Annotated in this window: 16 protein-coding genes and 1 pseudogene; 7 read left to right on the forward strand and 10 right to left on the reverse strand. The window is 40.5% G+C overall.

Features of this window, described 5'->3' with window-relative positions; genetic code table 11:
• The 4 genes and pseudogenes from B2727_RS15970 to rimI form a co-directional block, all read left to right on the forward strand.
• Positions 1 to 142 (forward strand): annotated as a pseudogene (locus tag B2727_RS15970) (elongation factor Tu); the annotation flags it as partial.
• A gap of 352 nt (positions 143 to 494) precedes the next feature.
• Positions 495 to 1,376, forward strand: a complete 882-nt coding sequence (locus tag B2727_RS15975) for a metal-dependent hydrolase (protein WP_005205449.1) — start codon at positions 495 to 497, stop codon at positions 1,374 to 1,376.
• 222 nt (positions 1,377 to 1,598) lie between these two features.
• The gene (locus B2727_RS15980; RefSeq protein ID WP_005205446.1) at positions 1,599 to 2,483 is read left to right on the forward strand and encodes a metal-dependent hydrolase; all 885 of its coding nucleotides are present in this window, start codon (positions 1,599 to 1,601) and stop codon (positions 2,481 to 2,483) included.
• Positions 2,484 to 2,576: 93 nt separating this feature from the next.
• Entirely contained in the window at positions 2,577 to 3,035 is a 459-nt protein-coding gene (gene rimI, locus B2727_RS15985) for a ribosomal protein S18-alanine N-acetyltransferase (protein ID WP_201772402.1), read from the forward strand.
• Positions 3,036 to 3,369: 334 nt separating this feature from the next.
• Here rimI and B2727_RS15990 read toward each other — a convergent pair whose 3' ends face one another.
• The 4 genes from B2727_RS15990 to trxB all read right to left on the reverse strand — a co-directional run bounded on the left by B2727_RS15990 (position 3,370) and on the right by trxB (position 7,655).
• Positions 3,370 to 4,185 (reverse strand): arginyltransferase, encoded by an 816-nt coding sequence (locus B2727_RS15990; protein WP_004805148.1) that lies wholly within the window; start codon positions 4,183 to 4,185, stop codon positions 3,370 to 3,372.
• 28 nt (positions 4,186 to 4,213) lie between these two features.
• The gene (gene aat / locus B2727_RS15995; RefSeq protein ID WP_033134354.1) at positions 4,214 to 4,945 is read right to left on the reverse strand and encodes a leucyl/phenylalanyl-tRNA--protein transferase; all 732 of its coding nucleotides are present in this window, start codon (positions 4,943 to 4,945) and stop codon (positions 4,214 to 4,216) included.
• An 86-nt stretch (positions 4,946 to 5,031) separates the two neighbouring features.
• Entirely contained in the window at positions 5,032 to 6,588 is a 1,557-nt protein-coding gene (locus B2727_RS16000) for a methyltransferase regulatory domain-containing protein (protein ID WP_033134353.1), read from the reverse strand.
• 116 nt (positions 6,589 to 6,704) lie between these two features.
• The gene (trxB, locus tag B2727_RS16005) at positions 6,705 to 7,655 is read right to left on the reverse strand and encodes a thioredoxin-disulfide reductase (protein ID WP_004805153.1); all 951 of its coding nucleotides are present in this window, start codon (positions 7,653 to 7,655) and stop codon (positions 6,705 to 6,707) included.
• Positions 7,656 to 7,907: 252 nt separating this feature from the next.
• Between trxB and B2727_RS16010 the strand changes: the two genes are divergently transcribed.
• The gene (locus B2727_RS16010) at positions 7,908 to 10,997 is read left to right on the forward strand and encodes a DNA translocase FtsK (protein ID WP_033134352.1); all 3,090 of its coding nucleotides are present in this window, start codon (positions 7,908 to 7,910) and stop codon (positions 10,995 to 10,997) included.
• A gap of 75 nt (positions 10,998 to 11,072) precedes the next feature.
• Here the strand turns inward: B2727_RS16010 and B2727_RS16015 are convergent, their stop codons facing one another.
• The 6 genes from B2727_RS16015 to B2727_RS16040 form a co-directional block, all read right to left on the reverse strand.
• On the reverse strand, positions 11,073 to 11,360 hold the full coding sequence (locus B2727_RS16015; RefSeq protein WP_004805161.1) for a PA4642 family protein: 288 nt from the start codon (positions 11,358 to 11,360) through the stop codon (positions 11,073 to 11,075).
• Between the two features lie 122 nt (positions 11,361 to 11,482).
• Positions 11,483 to 11,755, reverse strand: coding sequence for a cell division topological specificity factor MinE (gene minE, locus B2727_RS16020; protein ID WP_004655180.1), 273 nt, complete (start codon positions 11,753 to 11,755; stop codon positions 11,483 to 11,485).
• Positions 11,756 to 11,757: 2 nt separating this feature from the next.
• A complete protein-coding gene (gene minD / locus B2727_RS16025) occupies positions 11,758 to 12,570 on the reverse strand; it encodes a septum site-determining protein MinD (RefSeq protein ID WP_004805162.1) in 813 nt (270 codons plus the stop codon).
• A gap of 74 nt (positions 12,571 to 12,644) precedes the next feature.
• Positions 12,645 to 13,364 (reverse strand): septum site-determining protein MinC, encoded by a 720-nt coding sequence (minC, locus tag B2727_RS16030; protein ID WP_033134351.1) that lies wholly within the window; start codon positions 13,362 to 13,364, stop codon positions 12,645 to 12,647.
• Between the two features lie 117 nt (positions 13,365 to 13,481).
• Positions 13,482 to 14,540 (reverse strand): hypothetical protein, encoded by a 1,059-nt coding sequence (locus B2727_RS16035; protein ID WP_033134350.1) that lies wholly within the window; start codon positions 14,538 to 14,540, stop codon positions 13,482 to 13,484.
• Between the two features lie 27 nt (positions 14,541 to 14,567).
• Complete coding sequence (locus B2727_RS16040; RefSeq protein WP_005205432.1) at positions 14,568 to 15,482, reverse strand: acyltransferase; 915 nt, start codon at positions 15,480 to 15,482, stop codon at positions 14,568 to 14,570.
• A 389-nt stretch (positions 15,483 to 15,871) separates the two neighbouring features.
• Between B2727_RS16040 and B2727_RS16045 the strand changes: the two genes are divergently transcribed.
• Both B2727_RS16045 and rep read left to right on the forward strand, forming a co-directional pair.
• Positions 15,872 to 16,525, forward strand: coding sequence for an OmpA family protein (locus B2727_RS16045; RefSeq protein WP_005321446.1), 654 nt, complete (start codon positions 15,872 to 15,874; stop codon positions 16,523 to 16,525).
• Positions 16,526 to 16,722: 197 nt separating this feature from the next.
• Positions 16,723 to 18,762 carry a DNA helicase Rep gene (rep, locus tag B2727_RS16050; protein ID WP_004805171.1) on the forward strand — a complete coding sequence of 680 codons (2,040 nt, stop codon included), beginning with the start codon at positions 16,723 to 16,725 and terminating at the stop codon, positions 18,760 to 18,762.
• Positions 18,763 to 18,783 lie beyond the last annotated feature (21 nt).

An 18,783-nucleotide genomic window follows, 5' to 3' on the forward strand; every position in this document is an offset into this window, starting at 1 on the left:
AGAAATGGTAATGCCTGGTGACAACGTTGAGATGTCAGTAGAGTTAATCCACCCGATCGCAATGGACCCAGGTCTACGTTTTGCGATCCGTGAAGGTGGTCGTACTGTAGGCGCTGGTGTTGTTGCTAAAGTAACTGCATAATCGCTTAGAGTGATAAAAAACACCCCTCTGGGGTGTTTTTTTATATCTGTGGTTTTGTATTTCTTTTCTTATATCTAAAATCTAATATTCAGTTAAAATTTCCTTTTACGTCAGAAAAGTTGTTTCATTGATTTTCTTTTTTCTCTTGCATCGAGAATTAGTCTTACTTATTTTCTTTTTCTCTTGCGTCGAAAAATTTAATACTTAATTAAATTTTTCTCCTCATGTCCTAAACTGATACTACGCTGTCCTAAACTGCACTTAATTGATTCGCATAAAACCGTAATATAAAACTCAAGAAAACGAACAAAAGTGCTCAGTGGAGATATTCCACTGAAAAGGAGTAGGCAGCATGAATGCTAAAGTGAATGTTTCGAATCGTGCAGGTGCAAGTTTCCCAGTACGTCGTATGAATTTTGATTTTAATGAAGTTCCTGAATATTGGGTCAGTGGTTCTGCTGGATTAACTCATTTTATGACAGGTTTATCTGCACTATTTCCAGATGGTGAAAAACTCTTTATCGATTCAGTGCGTGCTGTACGTTATCACCCAGCCATTAAAGACAATGAAAAACTGCAAAAAGAAATCAGTGCTTTTATTGGTCAAGAGGCGATGCATACCCAAGAGCATGTCAACTTTAATGCTTCAGCTCAGAAATATGGTCATGATGTCGAAACACTTGAACGAAGAACAGGTGTCGTGATTCAAACAGGCCGTAAATTATTTGCTAAATTGGTTAAGCCATTTGGCATGACGCAAGAAATGGTCGATTTGACTGCAACTACAGCACTCGAACATTTTACTGCAACCATTGCATCAGAATTATTGCGTAATCCGCATATTCAAGAGTTAATGCAAGACAAGACCATGGAATATATGTGGTTATGGCATGCAGTAGAAGAAAATGAACATAAGGCGGTTGCTTATGATGTGTATGAAGAAATTTTTGGTCGTGGTGTAAAAGCCTACGCATTACGCAATACTGCACTGGTCGTTTCGATGGTTGCAATTTTCTTGACTCAATCTTCATTCGTATTGAAATTATTGAAAGATGATGGAAAATTAAATTTCAAAGAGCTCGGTATGATTTATGAATACGCCTATAGTCCGTCGAAAGGAATTATCTCTGGAATGGCGGGTGAAATGTTGGCCTACTTCAAGCCTGGTTTCCATCCAAATGATTTAGATACCGTACAATTATTGCAAGATTGGAAGGCAAAATTAGGTCTGTAAACGCTGTTTATTTTAGCCTCGTAATTCCTGAAAAGGGACAATAAGTATTGTCCCTTTTTTATTTTAATCTTTCATTTCATACAGAATTTTGAGCAAGCTGACATGTCCTAAGATGATGCTTTTCTGACCTTATCTGCACTTATTTCATGCACTGAAAAGAGCGTATAAATAAAGTATGGAATACGATCAATGAAAAATATTCATCGGATAGGAGAACAGGGTATGAATGCTAAAGTCAATATTTCAAACCGAGCTGGCGCCAGTTTCCCTGTACGCCGAATGGATTTTGAATTTGGTGAGGTGCCACGTTATTGGGCCAATGGTGATGCTGCTTTAACTCATTTTATGACTGCGCTTTCGGCACTGTTTCCAGAAGGTGAGCAATTCTTTGTGAACAGCACCCGTGCAGTACGGAATGATCCCAAACTCGCAGATGAGCGACTTCAGAAAGAGATCAGTGCCTTTATTGGTCAAGAAGCCATGCATTCAAAAGAGCATCTTGCATTTAATGCTTCAGCGGAGGCCTATGGTTACGATGTTCGTAAAATGGAAGGGCAAACAGGTCGTTTAATCAACCGTACCATTGGAATGACAGCAAAACTCTTAAAACCTTTCGGTTTCACCAAAGAAATGATTGGTTTGACGGGAACCTGTGCCTTGGAGCACTTTACTTCAACCATTGCAGAAGAACTATTAAGTAATCCAGACATTCAAGCGATGTTTATGGATGAAACCATGTACCATTTATGGATGTGGCATGCAGTTGAAGAAAACGAGCATAAAGCGGTTGCTTTTGATGTCTATGAAGCGATGTATGGTCAAGGCCCTAAAGCGTATTTTATGCGTTCATTGGCCTTAGTTATTGCAATGGGGCTCATCTTTATTACCCAATCTTATTTTACCGCCAAGCTTCTACAAACAGATGGCAAATTGACATGGCGTGATACCAAATACATGATCAAATTTATGTATGGCTATAAAGGTTTTATGACCCGCCAAATCCCGACCTTGTTAGATTTTTTAAGACCGAAATTTCATCCGAATGATGAAGATACCACAGCACTTTTGAATAAATGGCGTGCTGAATTGGGTTTTAATCTAAGTTAACTTCAATGGGCAGTCAAAACTGCCCATTTTTTTATTCAAATTTTGCTTTAAATTGCTGATAATCTGCACCAGTATTTTATAGAGTGATAGATCGTGATTCGATTGATGCAAGAAAATGACTTAGAAAGTGTGGCGGGGATTGAGCGATTGGTGCAAACCCATCCCTGGTCAAAGCAGCAGTTTCAGGAGTCTTTCGCCTCGTATCAATGTACGGTGTATGAACAAGCCAATCAAGTGGTGGGATTCTGTATTCTGCAGCCCGTTTTGGATGAAGCAAATTTATTGTTGATGGCGATTCACCCAAGCCAACAGGGTAAAGGACTGGGTTATGAATTATTAGAAAGCTCAATCCAGCAATTAAAAAACAATCCAATTCAGATTTTTTTAGAAGTTCGTGAAAGTAATGCAGCTGCGATTCGTTTGTATGAAAAAACAGGTTTTCATCAAATTGACTTACGTAAAAATTATTATCCAAACCCCGATGGTTCAAGAGAGCATGCCGTGATTATGGTCAAAACATGCACTGATGATTTTGCAGCGTTATTTCAATAAATTTATGCAATTTAAGTTTGACTCAGACATATATTCTAAAATATTAAAAAGTATTTGTTGTAACGGAGTCATTCAGGTTAATTATCCAATTTCATGATAAACCTGCGGTTCGCCCTACTTTTGTTTCGGTATGAGGAGCGAAAGCTCCGCAAGGGCAAACCATCTTTCTTGCACTACTTGATCAAAGTTCACCGCAAGGCGAAAAACTTTGCTTAGTATAAACTACGCACTTCGTTTGTCTTGCGCTGCGCTAAAGCTATAATCGCTTTAACTTGCTCAGGTTGTGAATGACACTTGCGTGTATCAAATAGTCGAAAAAATTATCAAATTTAAATTATTTAATAATTAAATTATTCCACTCAGAAGGCAGCGTACTCATCAATGAATTTCCAAGTTGATGGATTTCATTTTCAGAGAGTGGACGATTAAGTCGACGCCATTGCCCATCAAGCAATAATTCGAGTGGCGTATATTGCGATTTATAATTCATTTTGGGTGAATGTGGCACCCAGTAGCCTAGGTATAAATAGTCTAGGTTGAGTGTGCGTACATATTCGATTTGTTTAAGGATCGCAAACACACCTAAAGAACGGCGTTGTTCATCTGGATCAAAGAAGGTATAGACTGCTGACAGCCCATCGTCCATCAAATCACAGGTTGAAACACCAATCAGTTTTTGGTCTTTCCAAAGTTCAATAAAGAAACTTTCTGTGCAGCTATGTACCAGAAATTTTTCAAACTGATCTAGACTGGCAGGGTACATATCACCATCTGAGTGACGTTCATTGATATAACGTTCATATAAGTCGTAGTGTTGTTGAGTGGCTTGCGAGGTCGGCAAAATACTCATTTGCAAATCTTGATTGCGTTTCCATGCCTTTTTTTGGCTGCTGTTCATTTTAAATTCTTGAACGGGAACACGGCAAGATAAGCATTGGCGACATAAGTGACATTCAGGGCGATAGACAAAATCACCACTACGACGAAAACCAACACGAGAAAGTTCTGACAACGTCACCACATCGATACGGTGAATTGGATCTAGGAACACCATTCGGGCTGATTTGTTATCAAGATAACTGCAGTCGTGCGGTGGCGTAATATAGTACTGTAAGTCATTTAAAAGGGACTTGGGTTGATATGATTTCATTAATCTGTCCCTCCAAGGTGTTAATCCGTTAACCGTCTAATTTTGCAAAAACTGCTATTGTTTTACTTGAAAATACACGTTCTTGATAACTTTTCCAATTGATAGAGGGGGCAATAATTACATCTTGTAACGATTTAAGGTAGGCTTGGCGAGAAAGTGTACTCGCACCGAGGCTTAAAAGGTGATCATTGACCAATTGGCAATCAATCCATGGCAACTGATTTTCTTGTCCAATCAGCATTAAAGTATAGAAAGCCATTTTAGAAACGTCAGTTTCAGTACTAAACATCGACTCTCCAAAGCAGCCTTTGCCAACGCTGACACCATAGAGTCCGCCAACCAATTTATCCTGCTGCCAGACTTCAATACTATAAGCATAACCCGCTTGGAATAATGCGCAATAGCCTTCGATGATATCTTCACTAATCCAGGTTTCATTGGCATAGCTCCGAGGCAATGAACAAGAACGAATCACGTCTTCAAAAGCATTGTTAATGGTAATTCGATAATCATGCTTTTTCATATTTCGAATTAAAGATTTACTTGGTTTGTAAGCATGTGGTTCGATAATGCATCGCGGTTCAGGACTCCACCAGCAAATTGGCTCGTCTTCATTGAACCAAGGGAACAGCCCATGTGTGTAGGCTTCAAATAAAGTAGAAGGGGAGAGGTCTGCACCAATACAAATAAATCCTTGTCCTTCAGGATCAGCTTCGATTGGATTCGGGAAAATATATTGCGAGGGTGGGAGTTGTTGCATAGCATAAAAAATTAATAAGATTAATTCTAAGCTAACTGAAGTTATAGGGAATGGCAATCATTGGCAGAGCCATTCCCTATACGAGATTAATCAAACAAACGTAAATGTTTAGCAATTTCTAATTTTTTACTGTCGAGGAAAAGTTGTGCTTTAGTTTGAATAATTTCAAGACTTTTTTCTTTGTCTGATACGGTTTTACCTTCGCTGTCCAAGACTAACCAATTGAGTTGGCTGATTGCATCCTGTACATATTGCGCAAATTCACTCGCTGATGCTAAACCATCAATGAAATGTGCACGATAGAACAGTTGATGGAAATGCTCAGTTGGAATACCGATTCCTGTAATTGGGCTAATCAGGACATTATAGTTTTGATGAAAACTCGCTTGCTTTAATAAGTAGTGATTTAAACGTTGGGATTGCTCTAAAGTTTGTTGCTTCGGGTCTAAGTTTTGACACGGTTGAGCTAAACCAAGGTGCGATAGAATGACTAAAGCATTGAGAATTTTTGCATAGTTGAGATCTGGCAAACTTTGTTCCAGTTCAAAAATGGTCAGTGGTTGATAGTTTTCCTTTGCAAATTTATCGCCAATGGGCAGATAAATTTCTTCAATTAAATTAAAGGTGCCTAATAACCCACTGATACTGGTTGGTAGTTGTTCCTTGGCTGTAAGTAACACAAAGGCCGTGTTGCGCAGTCGTTCTTGTGCCTGTAATGGGGTTAAGTTATTTTTACCTCGAATAAACAAGTCTCGTCTAAATTGCGTGTTAGCAAAATAGTCGCGGCATTGTTCTTTAAAAATAGGGTGCTCAATGGCATTCAAAAAAGCTTGGTGCTGTTCTGAAAAATTGATGTTATCGAGGTGTGTATTTAAATCGGTTGAACCTGCATAGGACAGTTTGATTTCATCCAGAATACGCACAATTTGCTGGAAGGAAAAACATTGCCAATCTTGATTGAGATATTCATGAATCAAGTAGTTTGGATTTTGCTGTTTTAAATCAGCGACTTTTTGTACGGCATTGGGATTACGTTGCGCAAAAATTGGATTTTGCTTAAGTAAGTCTTCACTGAAGGTGAGGGCTTCATTGACCTTTTGCAGAGGATTGGTACTTTTGCTATTAAACTTAAAATGGCTATGGAACAGTTCGCGAATTGGCATATTCGCTGCCCAACCAGTAACGCAGTTATAGCTGATATAGACAATACCATTGGGTTTTAAGAATTTACGAATAAATTTGAGAATAATGTGCTGATTTTCATAGCTGATCCAGCTCCAAATCCCGTGTAGGCTGATCGAATCAAACATCGGAAGATCAGAACGATTAAGCAACTCTTCAAAACTATCATCATAGAAGTAATGTTCGGTTTTGCTCTGCTCAGCCAGTTGATTGGCATGTGCTGCATGTGCTGGATTGAAGTCTGTACCGTAGAATGCCGCTTCATTACAGGTGGCGTGAATATTAATACTGACACCTTGACCAAAGCCAAGTTCACAATGATTATGATTTTCCTGAAAATCTGGACTATCGATGCCATTTAAAAGTAAGCAAAACTTTTGGAAATTCGGGCTGAGGTCTCGATAATAACCGTAGGTATAATTTACTTCAGTTTGGTAGCCATTCGTCCAGGTCGTTGTCATTGATATATCCTATAGACTGATTGTTGATATGTTTAAAAAGCCGTCAATTTTTCGATTGTATGGATACTCGCAAAAAAAAACCACCAAAGATTGGTGGTTTTTCAATATTGGCCTAATTAGTTTAGATTATCGAGATATTTCTCTGCATCTAATGCTGCCATACAGCCTGAGCCCGCTGAAGTAATCGCTTGGCGATAGATACTATCTGCCACATCACCTGCAGCAAATACGCCTTCAATAGAGGCAGCAGTTGCATTACCCGCAGTGCCGCTATGCACTTGGATATAGCCATCACGCAGATTTAACTGGCCATCAAACATGCCTGTATTCGGTTTATGTCCGATCGCAACAAACAAGCCTTGAACTTGCACATCTTGCGTGCTTGAATCTTGGGTTGATTGGATACGAACAGCCGTTACGCCTGTTTTGTCACCCAATACTTCATCTACTTGATGGTTCCAGATAATACTGATTTTGCCTTCTTTTTCTTTGGCAAAAAGATGGTCTTGTAAAATCTTTTCAGAACGTAAGCTGTCACGACGGTGAACAAGGGTCACATGCGCTGCAATATTAGACAGATAAAGTGCTTCTTCAACTGCTGTGTTACCACCACCCACAACCATGACATTTTGGTTCTTATAGAAGAAACCATCACAGGTTGCACATGCGCTTACACCTTGGCCCATAAACGCAGCTTCAGATTCAAGACCTAGGTATTGTGCAGTTGCACCTGTTGCAATAATCAACGCATCACACGTGTACTCTTCCATATCGCCTTTGAGTACGAATGGACGAGTTTTAAGATCTACTTCATTGATATGATCGTAGACAATTTCTGTACCGAAACGTTCTGCATGAGCTTGCATACGTTCCATAAGCACAGGACCAGTTAATCCTTCTGGGTCACCTGGCCAGTTGTCAACTTCAGTGGTCGTTGTTAATTGACCACCGAGTTGCAAACCCGCAATCAGTGTTGGCTTGAGGTTAGCACGTGCAGCATAGACTGCTGCGCTATAGCCTGCAGGACCAGAACCCAAAATAATTAACCGTGAGTGACGAGCGCTCATTAAAGAACATCCTTTTTATATCAAAACTGCTAAAATTATACGTGAATCCAGAGCGGAGTGGTTTAAATCCATCGGGATAATATTGATTAACTCAATCGAATTGAGCTATATCCGAGCAGGATGTTAACAACAACAGTAAACAATCGTGCATCTTTTTTGTAAGAACGAGTGCATAATATAAAACTTATTGATTAAGGCATTTTAGGCCTTGAAAGATACTAACAAATAACGAATTGGGTTACAGGACTGTATATGACTGCGGTGTCAAGTGTTTATGCACAACGCTTTTTAATGACATTATTTTTGATTTCTTTTGGCATTTATTTATTTCTTGCCACAGTAACCTATACACCATTTGATCCGGGCTGGATGCATATTTCCAGTGATACCCAGCAGGTTTCAAACGCCAGCGGTGTAGCAGGCGCTTGGATCGCAGATTTACTGTTTGGTTTCTTGGGATGGGCAAGTTTGCTGATTCCACTGTTCTTGTTTATTGAAGCCATTCAAGTCTGGTGGCCAAGAAGCTTTTTAAACCGCCCATTTCGTTATGCTGCACAGTTTTTCTTGATCCTGTCCATTTCTAGTTTGTTGTATCTGCATTGGAATACACCTGCAGATACTTTGGATAATGCAGCGGGTGGTATTATTGGTTATGAGTTGGGGCAGAGTTTATCCCAATTATTAACCATCTATGGCGCAACTTTATTCTTATTGGCTTTTAGTATCTTATTACTGACTTTAGCCTTTGGCATTCAGTGGAACAAAACGTGGGCTACATTGAAAAATACGCCTGCTTATTTACAAGATTTATTTTATAAAAATGTGCCTCAGAATGAATCTGCGTATGATCTGACTGAGCAATTAGCCGCTGCTGATACACCTGCAATTAAGAACAAAGTACAAACTGAGTCTGATCTTGTAGCAGATACGAGTGAAGCTAAAGCGAATCAAGTTCAAGCAAAACTGATTAAAATTGATGATTCACATCATCAGTTGATGGCTGAAAAACTGTTTGCCGATGTGCTTGCAAAAGAACAGCAACAAGGTAGTCAGCCAGTACAAACTGAGCAGATTGAAGATTTTGAACAGACTTTACAACGTGCCCATCAGTTTGAAACCGAAAGCCAACGTTTGGTTCAAACAGGTGAAGTATGGCGTGCTTTACAGCGTGATGATGCGAGCCATAAACAGGAAATCGATGCATTATTAAGAGCTGCGGATGACGCTCCTCATGCTCCAGCACAGTATGCATCTACCGCACATGTGGCAACCGCAACGCAGACATCCAGTCACAGCAATCTAGATTGGAATGATGATCAAATCTTTGATGAATTGTTGGCTGCTGTTCCAAACAGTAAGACAGCGACAGATTTACATACTCCATTTACGCAAGAGCCTCCGGCGCATTCAGTCCCTCAGGTTGCTGAGGTCGAATTTGAGGCAGATATTGAAGCATTGATTAATGAATCTGCAAGACCAGCAGCTGTACAGCCAGAAACTGCACCGATTCAAAATGCAATACATCCTATCCAAGAGGATGTTCATCGCATAGCTGAGCAGCAAGCAGATGATTTTAGTGATCTTCTGGTCGAAGAAGAGCGTGAACAGGCTTCACCACGAACGACCAGTTATGCGCAATCCTCTGCTTTTGTAAAAGCACCGATTGAAGTTTCAACACCAACACAAAAAGAAACTCTGTCTAAAGAAGCCTTTATCGAAGCATGGCAAGAAACGGCAGGTAAAGCTGATCCAGATGCAGATTTGGATATTGAAGATGATTTTGATCTGGATGCACCTTTAACGGATGCATTTGGTCGTCCAATGTCACGCGCCATGCAAGTCGCGCAAAAACGCCGTGATCTACCGACTTTACCCGGTCTGGAATTGCTGGATGAAGTTGATCCAAACAAAAAGGTCAATTTTACCGCTGAGCAATTAGCACGTCTTTCTGAGCTGTTAGAGATCAAACTACAAGAGTTTAATGTGAAGGCTCAGGTGGTCGAAGCCCAGCCGGGACCAGTAGTAACACGCTTTGAACTCGATCTTGCACCGGGTGTTAAAGCCTCTAAAGTGACCAATATTTCACGTGATTTGGCGCGTTCAATGTCGATGGCTTCGGTTCGTGTGGTTGAAGTGATTGCAGGAAAACCATATATCGGAATTGAAGTACCGAATAGTAGCCGTGAAATGGTGCGGTTGATTGAGTTATTGAAAACGCCAGCTTTTGAAGACCCTGCGGGTTTGCTCTCTATGGCGATGGGTAAAGACATTTCAGGTAATCCTGTCATTACTGACCTTGGTAAAGCACCACATATGCTGGTTGCGGGGACCACGGGTTCTGGTAAGTCGGTTGCAGTGAACTCGATGATTTTATCGATGTTACTGAAATATACACCAGACCAGTTACGCTTGATTTTGATCGATCCAAAACAGCTTGAATTAGCCAACTATAATGATATTCCACACTTGTTAACGCCTGTTGTCACGGACATGAAAGATGCAGTCAGTGCTTTAAACTGGTGTGTCAATGAAATGGAACGTCGTTATAAGCTGATGTCCTTCCTGAAAATTCGTAAACTCAGTGACTATAACCGTAAGGTCGAAGAGGCGATTGCCAATGGTGAAGATCTCATTGATCCAACATGGAAAGCCAGTGATTCGGTTGTCGGTGAGCGTGCACCACGTTTAGCGCCATTACCATCGATTGTGATTGTTGCCGATGAGTTTGCTGACATGATCATGCAAGTCGGTAAAAAAGCCGAAGAAATGATTACTCGTTTAGCGCAGAAATCGCGTGCAGCAGGAATTCATTTACTGCTAGCAACACAACGTCCATCGGTCGACGTAATTACAGGTTTAATTAAAGCCAATATTCCAACCCGTGTTGCATTACGTGTAAACAGTAAAATTGACTCACGTACCATTCTCGATGCAGGTGGTGCAGAAGACTTACTTGGTCATGGTGATATGTTGTTCCTAGGGCCAGGTAAAATCGAGCCTGAGCGTGTGCATGGTGCCTTTATTAGCGATGATGAAGTGAACCGTATTTGTGATGCTTGGCGTGAACGTGGTGAGCCGGATTATGTTGATGAAATCCTGACGCCATTTGATGAGGAGCCAAGCTCACGTGGTTTTGAAGATGGGGATGGTGATCCAAGTCGTGATGCGCTGTATGATCAATGTGTATCGTTCGTTTTAGAGACACGTAAAGCATCGACTTCATCGCTACAGCGTAAATTTAGCTTGGGCTATAACCGTGCCGCTCGTATTATCGACCAAATGGAAGAGAATGGCATTGTCAGCTCAATGGGCGCCAATGGTAAGCGAGATATTCTGGTTTAAAATTATCTGCTAAAAAAAGCCTCTATTGATAGAGGCTTTTTTTATTGGTATTCAGTGGCTTTATTGAAGAAGAGATTAAGCAAATTTTGCTAAAACTTCTAAGAAACCATCTTTTTGACGTGGAAATTGAGCAATCACATCATGAATGCGTTGACCTTCTGGATTGGTCGCATTGAGATCACGACCATCAGCCAAAAACTGGATAATTAAGCGTTCATAATCATTTGGACGCATATGTTTGAATGCATGATAGAGCACATGAAAGTCAGCATTTACGCCAGTTGGAGGAAGTTGGTTAAGGTAGGCAAACACACGCTCATCTGACCACTCTTCATTGAAAGTTGCTGGCTGTGATAATGCCATGACAATCTCCTCAGTCTTATAAAATAATAAAGGCAAAATACTTGAAGTGGGGAAAGTCCTACTTTCCAAATCCACCCGCGTATTCTGCCTTTATTTGCGAAAAATCGCTAATGAAAAAACTTCTATCGATCTTCAGGTAAATTGATATTCATTTCTAACATTTCGATATTTGCTTCTGAACGAACCTGCATTTGAATATGCTGTTCATCCACACCACGAACATAACGACTCACCACCTGCATGATTTCTTTTTTCATCTGGTCGATTTTGTCTTGGCCTAGGCGACGGCCTAAACCTTGTTCAGAGGCAACAATTACCTTTAAACGATCTTTGGCAGTTTGTGCACTTGATGGCTTTTCATCACTGCTAAAAAGTTTACTCCAGAATCCTGCCATAATTACGCTCCAAATAGTCTAGCTAACCAACCTTTTGGCTGTACTGCAATGTGTCGATAAGGACGGTCTTCGCCAAGGAAGCGAGCCACTAAGTCATCATAAGCTTGGCCAGCTTTTTCTTCTGTATACAGAATCACTGGTTTACCTTCGTTTGATGCTTGAAGTACGCTCGGACACTCAGGGATAACACCCAAAGTTGGCACACGTAAAATATCTTTCGAAATATCATCGATTGTAAGCATTTCTTGTTTATCAGCACGTTCTGGGTTAAAACGTGTAATACATAAGTGCTTACGGATACGACCTTCGTTTTGTTCAACTTTTTTGGTCTTGCTGTCCAGCATACCAATAATACGATCTGAGTCACGTACAGATGAAATTTCAGGGTTAGTTACAATGATGGCTTCATCAGCATGATACATTGCTAAAATCGCACCACGTTCAATACCCGCAGGAGAGTCGCAGATAATATAATCAAACTCTTGAGAAAGTTCATCAATGACACGTGCAACACCTTCATCGCTCAAGGCATCTTTATCACGGGTTTGTGATGCAGGGAGAATGTATAAGTTTTCAATCTCTTTATCACGGATCAGCGCTTGCTGTAAACGTGCTTCATTATTAATAACATTAACGAAATCATAAACTACGCGGCGTTCGCAGCCCATGATCAAATCTAGATTACGTAAACCTACATCGAAATCAATCACAACAGTTTTATGACCACGTAGGGCTAAACCTGTTGCAAAAGATGCGCTTGTTGTAGTTTTACCTACACCACCTTTGCCTGACGTTACGACAACAATTTTGGCCACCGAATCCACTCCTATTTATGGTCATACGCCCCTAAAAGGGCTTATTTGGTGCTTTTAAAACTCAATTAAATAAATTAAAACTGCAAGGCTTCAAATTCAAGTTCTTGCTTGTTATTTAAATAAATATGTACAGGCTTTTTGATCATATCTTTGGGAATATCATCTGCTACACAATAAGTCCCTGCAATAGAGATTAATTCTGCTTCGAGCGAATGGCAGAAAATACGTGCCGCAGTTTGCCCGCCTGCGCCTGCAATGACTCTACCACGAGCATTGCCATAAATGTGAATATTTCCAGATGCAATCACTTCTGATCCACTATTCATACCCGCATTTAAGATAATATCGCCTTGATCTTGGACCAAACATTGGCCTGTCCGCAAAATCTCATCATGATAAGAGGTGATATATGCATTCGATGTATTTTTTTGTGGTGTTTGTATTGCAGCATTATCCGCTGTTTTTACAGGAGCATGATCAACCACTTGTTCTTTGGATGCCTTGATGCGCTGTAAGGGCTGATCGGCAGGGAGAACAGGGAATTGAATCGCCCGAGCTTCATCACCCAAAATGCCATCAATGACGGCCATCGGTTGTAAACCTAAATCAATTAAAAGCTGAATTAACGCAATCAGCTCTTGTTCAACGGTACTATCAATAATGACGAGTGTACCGATATAAGAACCTTCATTCAGTGTATCGCTAAGTTGCTGTCGGATTGCATTATGGTCATTTGTGTCGAAAGTCAGTCGACTAAAATTCACCATTCTGCCCGTAATCCGTATATCAGCCATAATTTATCCTTCAGGGCTTTTTAAGCGCTCTATTGTGTTGAAGCGTGTTGTAAATAAAAGCAAATGCTAGAACAAATTACACGAATTCTCTAGCTTGATTGGTAATTTTTCTTGTAATCATTCTGCTTTTTTATCCAATTGATCAGATTCTTGCAAAGTTTGCTGCCATTGTTTGACTTTTACCTGTTTTCGAATTGCTTCGAGGCTTTCAAATACGACAGATTCGACCAATTCTTCTAAGTACTGATTGTCGATATTCAGCTCACTGACCTGTTGTGCAATATATTGGTAATTTTCATTCGGCTTTTGTACGGAACCTGCTGTAAAGGGTTCGATGAGGCCTGCACTGATATTTTCACCCAATCGTTGCCCAATACTTTGTATTTGTTGTTCGATACGGCTGCCTACAATCGGGATCAGACGCAACAATTGGGTCAGTTCTGGGGTATCTTCAATGGCTTGATTGACAATAACACCGACTTTTTGAGTGATCATGGGTTGCTGTTGTTGTAAGGCTGTCGCCAAAGATTCTTGCAACATTGAAGTCAGCGTCACAGTAAACAGTTGCCGATGATGATCAACCAGATCATGAATAATTTTTTTATGACTAGAGCTGGTTTGCAATTCGTGTCGAATGCCATCAATCACGGTAATGACGACACGATCAGACAGCTCTTCCATCACCACACGATAATAGAATAGAGCTTTGATACGAATGCCATCTGGCACAACCTTATAACCGAGTTCATGGAGTCGATAAGCGATAATTCCTGCACGGAATAAACGCAGGAAACGTAGATGCGGAATGATGGCTAAGATTTCATACCAGTGAATAAAGGGGAAAAACCACCAACGGGCATGATGTTTTTGTGCAATTGAGATGATCCAGCGCACAACCAGTTCAACAATCAAAAAGATAATGAACCATGCTTCAGTGGTAATCACCCAAGGGTGTAAATGGGTACGATAAAAATCCAGCACACTGGAGAGATGGATAAAATTAAAAAACCACGCCCCGATATTACTCATCAGGAAAAAGTTCATACCTAAGCAGAACAAGTTAAAAACAATAATAAACACCATGAAAATGTCATAGACGAGGAACAGCTTAAAAAACACACTGTTCGGATTGACATAGTTATATTTAGAGTTTTGTCCTGAGTCCTGCTGGGTCATGTCTTTACTCAATTCCTGATGAGAATATTAATTATATTTTGCTTTCATTTGTGAAATCAGCTGATCTTTTTCAGTCCAGATTTGATCAACCCATTTTTGGAAACGTTCACGATAGACAGGGTCATCCTCATAATTACCGCCGAGTACCCAGTCTGGAATTTCTATTTTACGCAAATCGACAGCAATACGTGACACATCCCCCAACCAGAATTCGCCATAACCGGGTGCGCCATCAGGATACACAATTGTCATATCGACTAATGCATCAATTTGATCCCCCAGAATACTGAGCGCCAAGGCCAAACCACCCGCTTTGGGTTTGAGGAGGTTTTGAAAAGGGGATTGCTGTGCAGCATGTTTTTCAGCAGTAAAGCGAGTGCCTTCTAAATAATTTAATAAGGTAAAAGGTTGGCTAAGTAACTGTTCACAGGCTTTACGCGCTTCCAGCATATCGCGTGATTTTAGCTCTGGATTTTTGGCAATTTGTTCTTTGCTGTGACGCTTCATCATTGGGAAGCCCAAAATTTTGAAAGCTTGTCCCACAAAAGGAATAAAAATAAGTTCCCACTTGGTAAAGAAGCGAGTCAATGGCATACGGGTTAAACCGAAATACTGATTCACAGTGGTATCGACCCAACTTTGATGATTACACATCATTAAGTATCGCCCCTGCAAATTCAGATCAAGTTGTTCATCAATACTGATGTCCCATTGTAAATTTGGCAGAACATGATCAATTAACCAGTTATTTACCCCTAACCAACTGTTGGTAATTTGAATATTTGTTTCATCTACTTTTGCAGATTGTTTAAATAATTTGGTGAGGCCTAAAGCAAGTACTGGTGGTCCATGAAAGAAGGTACTGCCTGTAATCACAGAACTAACGGTTAATCCTTTACTGACTTTTTGCAATAGGGATGCTTTTTTATTAGCGGTAGCCATAAATCGAACCTTGAGTGCATATGTTTGAAAAAGAGATGTTCCAACTATAAACAACAGATGTTGAAATACAACTGTATATTTTAAGTTATTGACATTTTTATATATTCAAATGCGTACATCGGTTTTTATTGGTAAAAGGTCGAGATGATCTTGTCAAGTTTGCTTGTAAATTGCATGTTTTTTATTTTGTGATTTATTTCTCATTTTGTGTTTGTTATGAGATAGGTATAACAATGGAGAAATTGTGTTGCTTGAATCAAGTAAAATGCATCAAAATATTACAAAACTACAAATAAAGTGTTTATTATTAACAAAAAATCAATGGTCTAGCACCATTTTCTCATTCATCATTTGTCCAGACAACAAAATACATAGACAGGAGCAACGCAATGCGTGCATTAGTAATTTCAACACTCGTAGGGGCTGGCTTGGTACTTTCTGGTTGCCAAACGACTGGTAATAACATTGGTGGCGTAGAATACGATAAAGCAGCTTTAGGTGCATTAATCGGTGCTGCTGCAGGTTATGGTGTTTCTAAGGGTAACGCAAATACGAGTAAGCAAAACAACCGTGCTGCGGCAATTGGTGCAATTCTTGGTAGTGCTGGTGGTTTGTATCTCGATAATAAAGAGAAAAAATTACGTGAGCAAATGGCGGGTACTGGTGTAGAAGTAGGCCGTAACCCAGATGGTTCTGTACAATTAATCATGCCTGGTAGCATTACGTTTGATACGAACAAATCGAACATCAAACCGAACTTCTACGGTACTTTAAACAAAGTAGCGCAGACTTTAGGTGAAGATAACAAGAGTGCGATCCTTGTAACGGGTTATACAGATAACACAGGTAATGACTCAATCAACATCCCATTATCTCAAGCACGTGCTCAATCAGTGAAGAACTATTTAGCTGGTCAAGGCATTTCTGGTAGCCGTATCGATGCACAAGGTTTAGGTTCAGCTAACCCGATTGCTTCAAACACGACTGCTGCTGGTAAAGAGCAAAACCGCCGTGTAGAAATCAGCATTTATGCTAAACAGTAATTTTTACTGATTTCAAAAAAGCCACCTTCGGGTGGTTTTTTTATTGCAGATCAAAATAGGCGACAAGCTACGGCGTGCTATTTGTGTAAGGCATCATAATTTATACATATCCCTAGATTTACTATTGGGATTCTAAAACAGAGATGTCTATAATTGTGCTCGAAAAATCAGGCTCGGAAACGAGAGAGGTATAAACCATGTCATCTGCCAGTCAACTTAATGACAAGCAACTTGAGGCCATGAAATATGTTCAGGGGCCATTGTTGGTGCTTGCAGGTGCAGGTTCAGGCAAAACCTCTGTAATTACCCGAAAAGTTGCCTTTTTAGTGCAGCAGTGTGGTATTCCTGCCTATCGTATTACCGCAATGACCTTTACCAATAAAGCGGCGCGTGAAATGAAAGAGCGTGTTGGTAAGTTACTCTCACGTGAAGAAGCCAAAGGGCTTTCGGTCTCGACTTTCCATACTTTTGGGTTAAATTTACTCCGCCTCGAATTAAAACATTTACCACTTAAAAACAATTTTTCGATTTTAGATGCCGATGACTGTAAACGAATCTTGATGGATTTGATGCAGCGTGACAATTTATCAGGTGCTGAGAGCAAAGAGCTACTCGCCAAGGCGATGAAGAAAATTTCAGACTGGAAAAATGATCTAATCGTCCCTGAACAAGCACATTCAACTTGTGAAACGGTTGAGGATGTCCAGTTTGCACATCTGTATCAGCTCTACGAGCGTAATTTGCGTGCCTATAATGCCGTAGACTTTGATGACTTGATCGTGATGCCAACACGCTTACTTCAGGAAAATGCCGAAGTGCGTGACAAATGGCAAAACCGTGTTCGTTATTTATTGGTGGATGAATATCAAGACACCAACACTGCGCAATATACCCTCGTTAAGCTATTAGTGGGTGTGATGGGGCAGTTTACCGCTGTAGGTGATGATGACCAATCCATCTATGCTTGGCGTGGTGCAAAGCCTGAAAACATGGCCTTGTTAAAAGATGATTTCCATAATCTCAAAGTGATTAAACTAGAGCAGAACTATCGCTCGACCAGCCGTATCTTAAAAGCGGCCAATGCGGTAATTGAAAATAATCCGCATATTTTCGATAAGAAACTATGGAGTGATAAAGGTCACGGTGAAACCATTCGTGTGATCACCTGTTTGAATGATGATGATGAAGCGGAACGTGTGGTGAAAGATCTGATCACGCATAAGCTGATGAATGGTAAAAACTGGAAAGATTATGCGGTGCTGTATCGCGGTAACTTCCAAGCTCGTGTAATTGAAACCCAACTACGTCAGATGCAAATTCCGTATAAGTTATCAGGCGGACAGTCTTTCTTCGCCCGTGCGGAAATTAAGGATGTGATGAGCTATTTACGCCTCATCATTAACCCAGAAGATGACAGTGCATTCTTACGTATTATCAATACACCTAAGCGTGCCATTGGCCCGGTGACGCTAGAGAAACTCGGTTTATTCGCCCAAGAAAATACCTTGTCTTTATTAACGGCATCGTCAGACCAACGTTTAAGCATGGTGTTGCCGAAAAAAGCAGCAACACAATTACATGAGTTTGCTGATTTTATTGCGACATTTACCCGTGAATTGCTTGATGATGATGAGCCGATGCCGAAAGTGCGTCAGATGATCAACGAAGCCGGCTATATTGACTATATCCGTGAACAGGCGGCGACCCCTGCACAAGAGAAGACCAAACTCGACAGTATTGAAAGCTTGTATAGCAGTATTCAAAATCTATTGAATCGTACTGATGATGTGGATGAGAAAAATATTGAAAGCGTGATTCGTAAACTGGTGTTGTTGGATATGCTCGAACAGCAACAGGAAGAAGAAGATACCGATAAAGTGAATTTATTAACCTTGCATGCGGCAAAAGGTTTGGAGTTCCCTTATGTGTATATGATTGGCTTGGAAGAAGAGCTATTGCCGCATAAGAACTCGATTGCATCAGAAACAGTCGAAGAAGAACGCCGTTTGATGTATGTGGGCATTACTCGTGCCCGTCAAGGCTTAACACTGACCCTTGCTGAGCAGCGTAAGAATGGTGGACAAATGCGTCAAATGACGCCAAGCCGTTTCTTGGACGAGATGCCACAAGATGATTTGGAGTGGCATGGTCGTAAAAAGAAACTGGCACCCAATGTTGATCCAAAAGAACAAGCTCAGCAGTACCTTGCCAACTTAAAAGCATTGTTGAAACGTTAAGAAATTGTAAGTAGGAAATTT

The organism is Acinetobacter sp. UBA991, from assembly GCF_002292065.1.
GTDB classification, from domain to species: Bacteria; Pseudomonadota; Gammaproteobacteria; order Pseudomonadales; family Moraxellaceae; genus Acinetobacter; species Acinetobacter higginsii.